The sequence below is a fragment of the Pseudomonas sp. S30 genome, from assembly GCF_016518545.1.
In the GTDB taxonomy this organism is placed as follows: domain Bacteria; phylum Pseudomonadota; class Gammaproteobacteria; order Pseudomonadales; family Pseudomonadaceae; genus Aquipseudomonas.
This window is the reverse complement of sequence record NZ_JACVTO010000012.1, coordinates 81,621-92,661: the sequence shown is the minus strand read 5'-3', so window position 1 is coordinate 92,661 and position 11,041 is coordinate 81,621. Positions and strand designations below refer to the sequence as shown.

Genomic DNA, 11,041 nt, shown 5'->3' with positions numbered 1-11,041 from the left:
AGGCTGAATTCACACAGGACGGACGAGAATGAGATTCTCCCTCATTTATTTCAGGGCTCGCTGTTCAAGCCGTTTCGACCGACACCCAGTAGCGCGTCCGATAGCTGACACGCACCGGCAGGGTGGTAGCGAGCAGACGCAGGATCTGCTCGGTATCGTCCAGCTGATAGGTGCCCGATACCTGGAGGTCGGCGACCTGGGGCGCGCAGCGCAGGATGCCGGTCCGATAGCGCGACAACTCCGCCAGGAACGCGCCCAGCGGCATGCGCTGCACGCTCAGCACGCCGTCGGTCCAGCCCCAGGGGTCGGCCGCCAGGCGAACCGGCTCAGCGTGGCCGGTGGCGTCGAACTGCAGCACCTCGCCCGCTCCGATGCGCCGGGAAGGCGCCGATGGGCCCGCCAGCTGGACCTCGCCACGGCGCACCGCCAGCAGCAGGCCTGCCTCGTTCTCGCGGAGCACGAGGTGGCCATCGCGGGTGCTGAACTGGGCAATGCGCGTGCGGATATGGAACGGCCGGTTGTCGTTCGGGTTGCTCGCCAGGCTCACCTCGCCACGGATCAGGTTCAGCAGGCGTTGGCTGGCGCTGTAGCGCAGGTCGATGGCACTGGCGGTGTTGAGCTGCAACTGGCTGCCATCGCTGCCCCGCAGGTCGCGGCGCTCACCGGTGGCGGTGCGGCTGTCGGCCATCAGCGCCGGCAGGCCCAAGGGCTCGCGCAGGGTCCAGGCCGCCCCGGTGCCCACGGCCAGCCCGGCCAGCAGCTTGAGAGTATCGCGACGCCCGAGCCGCTGGCGCCGTGTGTTTTCCAGCGTGCGACGGCTCAAGGCGCCAGGCAGCCCAGCCAGCGAGTCGCCCAGTGAACTGACCCGCTGCCAGGCCAGGGTATTGTGCGGATGTTCGGCCAGCCAGCACTGGAACTGGCGCTCGCGCTGCGGGTTCGGTTCGTCGAAGCGCAGGCGCACCAGCCAGGCGATGGCTTCGTCCACCTGGGACTGGGCCGGCGTGGGCTCAGCACTCGGCATAGTGCACGCGATAGCAGGCGGCCAGGGCCTTGGCCAGGTCGCGCTCGACCGTGACCCGCGAGACCTCCAGGCGCTCGGCGATGCGCGCCAGGCTCAGGCCGTCGAGCTGGGCCAGCAGGAAGGCTTCGCGCGCGCGCGGCCTGAGCTGGTGCAGGGCGCGATCCAGCCGCTCCAGGGTATCGAGGATCAGCAAGCGCTGCTCTTCGCTCGGCGCTTCGCGTTCTGGCAGATCCGCCAGGCTCTGCTGGTAAGCGCGTTCCAGGGCTCGGCGGCGGAACTGATCGATCATCAGGCCCCGGGCAATGCTGCTCAGGTAGGCGCGCGGCTCCTTCAGCGGCGACACATCGCGGGCCCGCAGCAGGCGCACGAAGGTGTCCTGCGCAAGGTCGGCGGCATGCTCGCGGCAGCCGACCCGCGCCCACAGCCAGCCGCGCAGCCAGGCATGGTGGCTGTTGTAGAGCTGGCCGATTTCGGCAGGCTCGAACGTGTCGTTACGCGGCATCTGGCGGCGGTCCTGGAGGGCGGGGGAGGGTAGGCGCGATTGTTAATGGTTCTCAATTCTATGCGCCGATGGCACCGTCAGCAATGCCGAATCGGTAATTAGCGGCGCAGCTTTCGGGGATACCCGGACCGGCGATTGGTCTACCATGGCCGTTTTGCATCCAGGCTCTCGGTGACTCCATGACCCCTGCCGATCTCACGCCCGCCACCCTCGAAGCGGGGCGTAGCGCGCTCAGCGCCCTGGACCCGGACTGGGCGCGGCTCATCGCCACCGTCGGGCCCTGCCTGCACCAGGCCAAGATGCACCGCGAGCCGTTCGAGGCGCTGGTGCGTGCCGTGGCCTATCAGCAATTGCATGCCAGGGCCGCCGAAGCGATTCTCGGGCGGGTGCTGGCACTGTACCCCGGGCAGGCGTTTCCTACGCCCGAGCAACTGCTCGCGACCGCGCCGCAGGCCCTGCGCGACTGCGGCCTGTCGGCGCGCAAGCTGAGCAGCGTGCAGGCCATCGCCCAGGCGCGTCTGGACGGCCAGGTGCCGGGGCTGGAGGCTGCACTGGCGATGGACGACGAGGCGCTGGTACAGCGCCTGGTGACGCTGCCGGGGGTGGGTCGCTGGACGGTGGAGATGCTGCTGATCTACAGCCTGGCGCGAGTGGATATCCTGCCGGTGGATGACTTTGGCGTGCGCGAGGGCTACCGTCGACTGAAAGGGCTGGAAGTGGCGCCCACGCCTGCCCGGTTGCGCGTGCTGGGAGAGGCCTGGAGCCCCTACCGCACCCTGGCGGCCTGGTATCTGTGGCGCGCCTGAATCCCGTGGCGAATAACCGCGCAAGAAGCGGAGAGCCCGCACGTGGATAACCTGTCACCTTGATTGCCGACCCCGAACGAGGCTTCGAGCATGTCCGCCACCTCCTACCGCACCGATGACCAGCGCTGGCAGGCCGTCCAGGCCCGTGACTCCGCGGCTGTCGGTCACTTTGTCTACGCCGTGCGCACCACCGGCATCCACTGCCACCCCGGCTGCCGCGCGCGGTTGCCCAAGCGCGAGCACGTCGAGTTCTTCGACGCCGCCGCAGCGGCCCAGGCCGCCGGCTACCGGCCCTGCAAGCGCTGCTCGACGCCGCGCCGCGATCCGCAGGCGCAGCGCAGCGCCCTGGTGACCCGTGCCTGTCGCCTGATCGAGGCCGGCGACGAGGCCGTGCCGTTGGCCCAATTGGCCGAACGGCTGAGCGTGAGCCCCTACCACCTGCACCGGCTGTTCAAGGCCGAAACCGGTCTCACCCCAAAAGCCTACGCCTCGGCGTTCCGTGCCCGACGCCTGCGAGATGGCCTGGAGCAGGGCGCCAGCATCACCGAAGCGATCTTCGACGCCGGCTTCAACTCCAACAGCCGCTTCTACGCCGATGCCGACCAGCGCCTGGGCATGCGCGCCCGGGATTACCGCGCAGGCGGTGCCGGCATCCGCATCCGCTTCGCCCTGGCCCAGTGCTCGCTGGGCGCGATCCTGGTGGCGCAGAGCGCACGCGGTATCTGCGCGATCCTCTTGGACGACGACCCCCAGGCGCTGCTCGAACACCTTCAGGACCTGTTTCCCAAGGCCGAGCTGGTTGGCGGCGATGACGACTTCGAGCGCCTGGTCGCGCAGGTGATCGGCTTCGTCGAAGCCCCGGCGCTGGGCCTGAACCTGCCGCTGGACGTGCAGGGCACGGTCTTTCAGGAGCGGGTGTGGCAGGCCCTGCGCGAGGTACCGGCCGGTAGTCGGGTGAGCTATTCGGACATCGCCGAGCGCATCGGCGCGCCCAAGGCCGTGCGCGCCGTGGCCGCGGCCTGCGCGGCCAACCGCATAGCCGTGGCCATTCCCTGCCACCGCGTGGTTCGCCGGGATGGGGATCTGAGTGGCTATCGCTGGGGCGTGGAGCGCAAACGCGCGTTGCTGAAACGAGAAACGGTGCTCACTTGAGCGCGCCGGCAGCGTAGTATTCTTCGCCTATCGAGTTGCATAGAGGGGAATTCGATGAGGCGCATCAGCCTTGAGCGGTTTTATGTAGTGATCATGGCCTTGCTGTTGTGCGTGGCGACGCCCGCCTGGTCGGCAGCCGATACGCCGGCCTCGGGCCTGGCCGCCGCCGAACAGCAGACCCTGCAGGACGACGCCAGCCTGCAGGACCTGAGCGACCGGCTCGACCAGATCCGCCAGCGCGTCACCACCAACGCCAACGACGACGTGCTGTCGCAGCTGCGCCAGTCGGCGTTGCAGGTGCAGCGCCAGGCCGATGCCCTGGCCACCCAGCGCACCGCCGACGTCGCCCGCCTGGACGACCAGCTCAATGTGCTCGGGCCGGTCCAGCCGGACGAACCCGACGCTTTGACCCGTCAGCGTCAGCAGCTGGACAAGCAGAAGAAGGGGTTGGTGGGCGAGCAGACCGAGGCCACTCAGTTGACCCAGTCGGCCCGCGACCTGTCCACGCAGATCGTCAACCTGCGTCGCAGCCTGTTCAACTCGCAGATCACCAGCCGTGCGGCCAGCCCGCTGAGCCCGGCGTTCTGGTCGAGCCTGATTCGTCCCACCGACGAGGACGTGTCGCGCCTGAACGACCTGCGCGGTGAAGCGGCCGACGCGGTGGCCAGTGCCTTCAGCCCGGCCCACCGTTGGTGGTTCGTCAGTGCGCTGATCGCGGCGATCCTGGTCTGGACCCTGGTGCGTCGCGTGCTCGAACGGCTGCTGGCCAATGCCATGATCCGCTGGCTGCCCGAAGGGCGCCTGCGCCGCAGTGCCCTGGCGCTCAGCGTGGCCCTGGCCACCCTGGCGACCATCTCCGGTTCCGTGTCGCTGCTGCGCTGGGGCCTGGAAAGCAGCGCCGAACTGGGCGCGGACCTGGCCAGCCTGACCAACCATGTCCTCACCCTGGTGGTGTTCAGCGCCTTCATCTCCGGCCTGGGACGCGCCATGCTGATGCTGCAACGCCCGTCCTGGCGCCTGCCGCCGATTCCCGACGAAGTCGCCAGCGCCCTGGGCTGGTTCCCGCAGGTACTGGCCCTGGCTCTGGTGCTGCTGCTGACCCAGGAGCGCATCAACAGCGTGATCGGCACCAGCCTGGCGCTCACCCTGGCCACCAACGGCCTCACTGCGCTGGTGGTGTCGGGGGTGTTCTTCTTCGCCTTGGTGCGGTACCGCCGTACCCGCCGGCAGCACGGCCTGGAGCGCCCGGCGGGCCTTGCCGGGCTGATTCCCTTCGTCGTCATGCTCTGGGTGGTGGCGATCCTCGCAGCGCTGCTGACCGGCTACCTGACCCTGGCCTATTTCCTCACCATCAAGTTGCTGTGGATCAGCGTGGTGGCGGTCTGTGCCTACCTGCTGGTCACCGTGTTCGGCGACCTCTGCGAGACCCTGCTCTCGCCTCGCCAACCTGGCGGTGCGGCCCTGGCCTCGGCGCTGGGCCTGCAACATCGTCACCAGGCCCAGGCCAGCACCTTGCTGGCAGGCGTCGGGCGCACGCTGATGCTGTTCATCGCCGCGCTGCTGGCCTTCATGCCGTCGGGCACCAGCCCGGGTGAGCTGTTCGACAGCCTGGGCGACTGGGATGGCAGCGGCGGCAAGTTGCTGGGCAACCTCAACATCGTGCCGCAGGACATCTTCCTGGCGCTGGCGATCTTCCTCGTCGGGCTGTTCGCCATTCGCGTGCTCAAGCGCTGGCTCAGCGAGCGCCTGCTGCCGGAAACCGACATGGACGCCGGCATGCGCGCCTCGCTGGTGACCCTGGTCGGCTACCTGGGCTTCCTGTTCCTGGCCATGCTGGTGATGTCCACCCTGCACATCAACCTGACCAGCCTCACCTGGGTGGTCAGTGCGCTGTCGGTGGGTATCGGTTTCGGCTTGCAGCAGATCGTGCAGAACTTCATTTCCGGTTTGATTCTGCTCACCGAGCGACCGGTGAAGGTGGGCGACTGGGTCAGCCTGGCCGGCGTCGAAGGCGACATTCGCCGCATCAACGTGCGCGCCACCGAGATCCAGATGTCCGACCGCTCCACGGTGATCGTGCCCAACTCGCAGTTCATTTCCCAGAACGTGCGCAACGTGACCATGGCCAATGCCCTGGGCGTGGTGGGTGTGACCCTGACCCTGCCGCTGGACACCGACGCCGGCCGCGTTCGCGAGCTGCTGATGCAGGCGTTTCAGGAGCACGAGGGCATTCTCGATGCGCCGGCACCGTCGGTGACGTTCAAGGACCTGACCGCCAGCGGCATGCTGATCAGCGCCAGCGGCTACGTGGCCAGCCCGCGGCAAGTCGGCGGCGCGCGCAGCGATCTGCTGTTCACCATCCTCGGCCGCCTGCGTGACGAGGGCATCGCCCTGTCGTCGCCGCAGAGCATGGTGTTGCTGCAGGATGCCCAACGTGCCCCGGAGGAACCCGCGACATGAACCCCACAGCCGATGAGCAACGCCTGGTCACCGAGTACCTGGCTGAAATCCGCAAGCGCCTGGGCGAGGACGAGGCGCCGCAGTTCGCCCGCGCCCAGGGCGCCTCGGCTGCCGACCTGCAGCGCCTGGTGCAACGCTATCCCCACTGCCCTGGGGCGTTGATTGCCCTGCTGCAAGAGGTGGACGGTACCCACTGGCGCGATTATCCCGGCGGCGAAATCGCCGTGCCGATGCTGGGTTCGGACGTGTTCGAATACCCGTACTACCTGCGCTCCGTACAGCAGATCCTCGAAGACGCCGCCGCCGAGCCGATGAGCATCGCGCAGATCTACGAGGAGTACCTGGACGAAGACCCCGAACTGCTCGGTGCCGGTGTCGATGCCCAGGTGCCGCTGAACCGGCGGCTGTGCTTCGCCTACTGCATCAACAACGGCGGCACCTCGCAGTTGTACGTCGATTTCGACCCGGCAGCGGGCGGCAGCGTCGGGCAGGTGGTGCGCTACCTGCACGACCCGGACAGCTACAAGGTGATCGCCAGCGACTTCACCGCGTACCTGAAGACACTGTTCGACACGGGGTTCGATTTCATCTTCGAGGAGTAGCCGGGGCTGCCGTGGCGCCGGTAGCCCTGGCGGATGAGACAGCACGTGCTCGGCCAATGAGCGGCCCATCTGGGCGTTGTGCGCGGCATTGACAGCATCGCGATCCCAGGTACTCCGGCGTTGGCGCAGCAGTATTCGTCCTGGGTCGCTTCGATGCCATGGAGCAGCTGGATGAGGTGGGCGAGGGCGTCCTGGTTGGATGTATCCGATCGGACGGTGAAGAGCGGTTGATCGATCGCTGCACCTGCTCCCTCTCACAGGATTGGGTGGCAGCTGGGCGCGGGGTGAGAGACCGGAAACCCGGGAACCCGGCCAGGACGAATCCTGCCCGCACGCAGCTACCGCAGTGGGTGCAAACCAGATTTCGGGCTCTCACACCCGGTCGCTGACGAGCGACTGGGGGAAATTAGCCCTGGTTAGCCTGTGCAACAACAGCGACGCTTCTGGCGCGGCAGTAGGATAGTTCTGAAGTGGTGGCAGCCTGTAGGGGGCTGTCATATTTTCGGAAAGATCTTACGCACTATATCCAGTGCCTTATTTTCGTATGTCGAAACGACGGGACACTTCCAAGTGCCCTTTGTGCCTGGAGGGTGTAGCGATCTCAGAAATATCTGACACTTGTTATCTGTAACGCCTTTCGCTATACATCTACACGTTGAGTCTACACGCTCGTACCATTACTTCCAGGCGCCCTATGCGCCTTAAAGCCCTCAGGAGTTCTCCATGAGTGAACCGCACAGCAGTGAACGGGGAAAATCAGTGCCCCTGAACATGCGGGTCGCGGAACATCGTCGCGACCTGATCGACGCCGCTGTAGAAATCGTTGGCGGCGATCGCACAACGTTCGTTCTCGATGCCGCTTGCCAACGTGCGGAGGAAGTTCTGCTCGAGCAGCGCCTTTTCCTGCTCGATCATCAGGCGTTCGATCGGTTCGCTCAGGCATTGGAAGACCATTCCATCAGGAGCAACGCATGCGTGAAGAAGCTGTTGGCAAGGCCCAAACGCTGGAGTTGAGCGCGCCCTGTCGGCTGCAAGAGCGTCACGACGTGAGCGCTTTCGACTGCGGCGAGATTTCAATCAATCACTACCTGTGGTATCGCGCACTGGATGCGCAGCAGGCCAGGCATGCGGTGGTGTATGTCATCTGTTTTCAGGGTACTAACCGCGTTGCAGGGTTCTACACGCTGTCCAATGGCTCGGTGGCTAGAGTCCATGGTGCTAGCGCAAGGATTCGTCGCAACGCCCCAAACGATCTTCCTGTCGTCGTGTTGGGGCGCATGGGTGTCACTACTGAAATCTCAGGGCGGGGCGTCGCTACGGACTTGGTGCAAGACGCGGTTGAACGGACACTGCTCGCCAGTCAGATGGTAGGAAGCGTCGCATTGATCGTGCATCCCTTGACCGAGCGGCTGGAGTCTTTTTATGGCAAAGCGGGTTTCATGTCGTGTCCGGATTTATCACCCAAGACCATGATGTTGCCGCTCAGGTAAGCGTTTTTCCAGCACTGCCCGAGCGAGCGCGAAGCTTGCACCCTACGCGCTCCACCGCCCTCACCCCAAACACCGCGTCACATGCTTGACCGACAGATACCCCGACAGCCCCCAAGGGCCAAGCTCACGCCCGATGCCGCTGCCCTTGGTGCCACCCCACGAGGTTTCGACGAACACCGCCTGCACCGAGTTGATCCACACATGCCCGACGTCCAGCGCGTCGGCTACCCGCTCGGCACGTTGCAGGTCGGCCGAGCACACCGTGGCCACCAGCCCGAAGGTGCTTTCGTTGGCCAGCTCGATCGCCTGGGCTTCGGTCTCGAAGCGCCGTGAACAGAGCACCGGGCCGAAGATTTCTTCGGTCCACAGGCGGCTATCGCGCGGCACATCCCCATACAGCGTCGGGGCAACGAACCAGCCTTCGCCTTCCAGCGTCCGGCCACCGGTCAGGCAGTCCAGCCCTTCTTCGCGGGCCAGGACGAAATAGTCGGCCACCTCTCGCCATTGCGCCTGGCTGGTGAGGGGGCCCATCTCCACGTCCTCGGTCAGCGGATTACCCACACGCAACTGCTCGAACACCTCCTGCAAGCGCGGCAGCAGGCGGTCGGCGATCCCGTCCTGGATCAGCAGGCGGGAAGTGGCCGAGCACATCTGTCCGGCGTTCCAGGTGATGCCCGCGACGATCCATTGCACCGCCTGGTCGACATCGCAGTCGTCGAACACGATGATCGCAGACTTGCCGCCCAGCTCCAGGGTGACCGGGCGGCAGCGGCTGGCGGCGCTGCGCATCACCTGGCTGCCCACGGCATTGCTGCCGGTGAACGACAGCTTGTCCAGGCCGCTATGCGCGCTCAGGGCCTTGCCGGTCTCGGCCTGGCCGTTGACGATATTCAGCACGCCCGCTGGCAGGCCCAGGTACTCGGCGATCTCGCCGTACACTCGCTCAGCCAGCGGCGTAACCTCCGAAGGCTTGAGCACCACCGTACAGCCAGCGGCCAGCGCCGGGGCGAGCTTCCAGGCGCTGGTCACCAGAGGGAAGTTCCAGGGCACGATCAGGCCCACCACGCCCACCGCGTCGAGCCGGGTGCGGGCGCTGAAACCCTGGGCGGCCAGAGGGACTTCGGCATTGCTGTTCGGCAACTGCTCGGCCAGGTCGGCGTAATAGGCGAAGGTGGCGATGGCGTCGTCCAGGTCGACTTCGGCCTCGTGACGCGGTTTGCCGTTGTTGCGCATCTGTGCTGCGATCAAGCTGTCACGGCGAGCCTGCAACTGTTCGGCGAAGCCGCGCAGCACCTCGGCTCGGCGGCTGGCAGCGGTGCCTTTCCAGGCGGGCAGCGCACGACGCGCGGCCTGCACCGCCTGGTCGACCTGAGCGGCGCTGGCCGAGTCCAGTGTGGCGAACGGCTGGCCGAGGGCGGGATCGCAGACACTGATACGGTCACTACCTTGGCCGTCGACCCAACGGCCGTCGATGTAATGATGAGCGGGCATGGCAGGGTCCTTTCAGGCCGGGTTGGCGAGGGTCACGGGAATCACGGGCGCGCGTTTGCAGCGAACCCAGCGCGGGCCGGCGGGGCCGTAGACACCCGCTGGTTCAGGGAACAGGTTGAGCAGCAGCAGGTACAGCACGCTGGCCATGCCCAGGGTGACCGGCAGGCTCAGGTCGACACCGCCCCCCAGTTCGCCCAGCGGGCCGACGAACTGGCCCGGCAGGTTGACGAAGCACAGGCCTATGGCCGCGCTGGGGAGCCAGGCGCCCATGCCTCGCCAGTTCCAGCCATGCAGAAACCAATAGTGTCCACCGCGCTGACCACGGGTGAAGACCTGCAGATCGTCGGCGTGGTAGAAGCCGCGCCGGGTGATCAGGCCCAGGATCATGATCACCATCCAGGGACTGGTGCAGGTGATGATCAGCACGGCGAAGGTCGATACGCTCTGCACCAGGTCGAAGGCGAAGCGACCGATGAAGATGAAGGCGATCGCCAGCACGCCGATCAACAGCGTGGCCGCCGCGCGGCTGAGCAGGCGCGGGAACACGCTGGACATGTCCAGACCGGTGCCGTACAGGGCGGTGGTGCCGGTGGACATGCCGCCGATCACGGCGATCAGGCACACCGGCAGGAAGAACCAGGTGGGCGAGATCGCCAGCAGGCCACCCACGTAGTTGTTGGCGGCAATGTAGTCCGGGGCCTGGCTGGCCACCAGGGTTGCGGTGCACAGGCCGAACAGGAATGGAATCAGGGTGGCGCCCTGGGCCAGGATCACCGCCAGCATGATGCGCAGCTTGGGCGTGCGCCGAGGAATGTAGCGCGACCAGTCGCCCAGGAACGCGCCGAAGGACACCGGGTTGCTCATGGCCAGGATCGCGGCGCCGACGAAGGCGGCCCAGAACCCCGGCTGACCGAGGTGGACGCTGCCGGCGAACTGCGCGTCGAACGGGCCGGCGAAGGCGACGACCCCGAGCAGGAACAGCAGGCTCGAAGCCCACACCGCGATCCTGTTGACCCACAGCATGAAGCGGAAGCCGAAGATGCACACCACCAGCACCAGCACGGCGAACAGGCCGTAGGCCATGCCCAGGGTGAGGTCGGTTTCCGGCAGGCCGGCCAGGCGCTTGGCGCCGCCGATCAGCGCATCGCCCGAGCTCCACACCGACAGCGAGAAGAACGCCACGGCCGTCAGCAGGGACAGGAACGAGCCGACGATGCGCCCGTGCACGCCGAAGTGAGCGCCGGACGACACCGCGTTGTTGGTGCCGTTGAGGGCGCCGAACAGGCCCATGGGGGCGAGGATCAGCGAGCCGACCGCGACCCCGAGCAGGATGGCCCAGAGCCCGGCCTGGAACGACAGCCCGAACAGGACCGGGAAGCTGCCGAGCACGGCTGTGGCGAAGGTGTTGGCGCCGCCGAAGATCAGGCGGAACAGGTCAAGCGGGGTGGCGTCGCGTTGATCGTCGGGGATCTGTTCGACACCGTTGGTCTCGATACCGGTCGAGTGGGTCATGGTGC

Annotated in this window: 10 protein-coding genes; 6 read left to right on the top strand and 4 right to left on the bottom strand. The window is 66.6% G+C overall.

The genetic code is table 11. The features are described 5' to 3' along the window. Positions 1-64: 64 nt before the first annotated feature. Together IAE34_RS14920 and IAE34_RS14915 are read right to left on the bottom strand one after the other, a co-directional pair. Positions 65-1,021, bottom strand: coding sequence for a FecR domain-containing protein (locus IAE34_RS14920; RefSeq protein WP_200139731.1), 957 nt, complete (start codon positions 1,019-1,021; stop codon positions 65-67). Further along, entirely contained in the window at positions 1,008-1,523 is a 516-nt protein-coding gene (locus IAE34_RS14915; protein WP_200139730.1) for a sigma-70 family RNA polymerase sigma factor, read from the bottom strand. Before IAE34_RS14915 ends, IAE34_RS14920 begins: the two co-directional genes overlap by 14 nt. A 179-nt stretch (positions 1,524-1,702) precedes the next feature. Here IAE34_RS14915 and IAE34_RS14910 point away from each other — a divergent pair, with 179 nt between their 5' ends. From IAE34_RS14910 to IAE34_RS14885, 6 genes are all read left to right on the top strand, one after another. Beyond that, positions 1,703-2,329, top strand: a complete 627-nt coding sequence (locus IAE34_RS14910) for a DNA-3-methyladenine glycosylase family protein (protein WP_200139729.1) — start codon at positions 1,703-1,705, stop codon at positions 2,327-2,329. A gap of 90 nt (positions 2,330-2,419) precedes the next feature. Further along, positions 2,420-3,481: a bifunctional DNA-binding transcriptional regulator/O6-methylguanine-DNA methyltransferase Ada gene (gene ada, locus IAE34_RS14905; protein ID WP_200139728.1), complete on the top strand. Its 1,062-nt coding sequence runs from the start codon at positions 2,420-2,422 to the stop codon at positions 3,479-3,481. A gap of 54 nt (positions 3,482-3,535) precedes the next feature. Beyond that, positions 3,536-5,941 (top strand): DUF3772 domain-containing protein, encoded by a 2,406-nt coding sequence (locus IAE34_RS14900; protein ID WP_200139727.1) that lies wholly within the window; start codon positions 3,536-3,538, stop codon positions 5,939-5,941. Further along, positions 5,938-6,543, top strand: coding sequence for an SMI1/KNR4 family protein (locus IAE34_RS14895; protein ID WP_200139726.1), 606 nt, complete (start codon positions 5,938-5,940; stop codon positions 6,541-6,543). Before IAE34_RS14900 ends, IAE34_RS14895 begins: the two co-directional genes overlap by 4 nt. A gap of 723 nt (positions 6,544-7,266) precedes the next feature. Next, complete coding sequence (locus IAE34_RS14890) at positions 7,267-7,557, top strand: type II toxin-antitoxin system TacA family antitoxin (RefSeq protein WP_200139725.1); 291 nt, start codon at positions 7,267-7,269, stop codon at positions 7,555-7,557. After that, positions 7,515-8,033: a hypothetical protein gene (locus tag IAE34_RS14885; RefSeq protein WP_200139724.1), complete on the top strand. Its 519-nt coding sequence runs from the start codon at positions 7,515-7,517 to the stop codon at positions 8,031-8,033. The genes IAE34_RS14890 and IAE34_RS14885 overlap by 43 nt, the downstream gene beginning before the upstream one ends. A 60-nt stretch (positions 8,034-8,093) precedes the next feature. Here the strand turns inward: IAE34_RS14885 and IAE34_RS14880 are convergent, their stop codons facing one another. Together IAE34_RS14880 and IAE34_RS14875 are read right to left on the bottom strand one after the other, a co-directional pair. Beyond that, entirely contained in the window at positions 8,094-9,524 is a 1,431-nt protein-coding gene (locus IAE34_RS14880; protein WP_200139723.1) for an aldehyde dehydrogenase family protein, read from the bottom strand. A gap of 12 nt (positions 9,525-9,536) precedes the next feature. Continuing rightward, positions 9,537-11,036 carry a purine-cytosine permease family protein gene (locus IAE34_RS14875; protein ID WP_200139722.1) on the bottom strand — a complete coding sequence of 500 codons (1,500 nt, stop codon included), beginning with the start codon at positions 11,034-11,036 and terminating at the stop codon, positions 9,537-9,539. Positions 11,037-11,041 lie beyond the last annotated feature (5 nt).

What these genes read in the sequence shown, in the direction of transcription:
- IAE34_RS14920 (WP_200139731.1), bottom strand. Translation starts at nt 1,021, where the DNA reads ATGCCGAGTGCTGAGCCCACGCCGGCCCAGTCCCAGGTGGACGAAGCC.
- IAE34_RS14915 (WP_200139730.1), bottom strand. Translation starts at nt 1,523, where the DNA reads ATGCCGCGTAACGACACGTTCGAGCCTGCCGAAATCGGCCAGCTCTAC.
- IAE34_RS14910 (WP_200139729.1), top strand. Translation starts at nt 1,703, where the DNA reads ATGACCCCTGCCGATCTCACGCCCGCCACCCTCGAAGCGGGGCGTAGC.
- ada (WP_200139728.1), top strand. Translation starts at nt 2,420, where the DNA reads ATGTCCGCCACCTCCTACCGCACCGATGACCAGCGCTGGCAGGCCGTC.
- IAE34_RS14900 (WP_200139727.1), top strand. Translation starts at nt 3,536, where the DNA reads ATGAGGCGCATCAGCCTTGAGCGGTTTTATGTAGTGATCATGGCCTTG.
- IAE34_RS14895 (WP_200139726.1), top strand. Translation starts at nt 5,938, where the DNA reads ATGAACCCCACAGCCGATGAGCAACGCCTGGTCACCGAGTACCTGGCT.
- IAE34_RS14890 (WP_200139725.1), top strand. Translation starts at nt 7,267, where the DNA reads ATGAGTGAACCGCACAGCAGTGAACGGGGAAAATCAGTGCCCCTGAAC.
- IAE34_RS14885 (WP_200139724.1), top strand. Translation starts at nt 7,515, where the DNA reads ATGCGTGAAGAAGCTGTTGGCAAGGCCCAAACGCTGGAGTTGAGCGCG.
- IAE34_RS14880 (WP_200139723.1), bottom strand. Translation starts at nt 9,524, where the DNA reads ATGCCCGCTCATCATTACATCGACGGCCGTTGGGTCGACGGCCAAGGT.
- IAE34_RS14875 (WP_200139722.1), bottom strand. Translation starts at nt 11,036, where the DNA reads ATGACCCACTCGACCGGTATCGAGACCAACGGTGTCGAACAGATCCCC.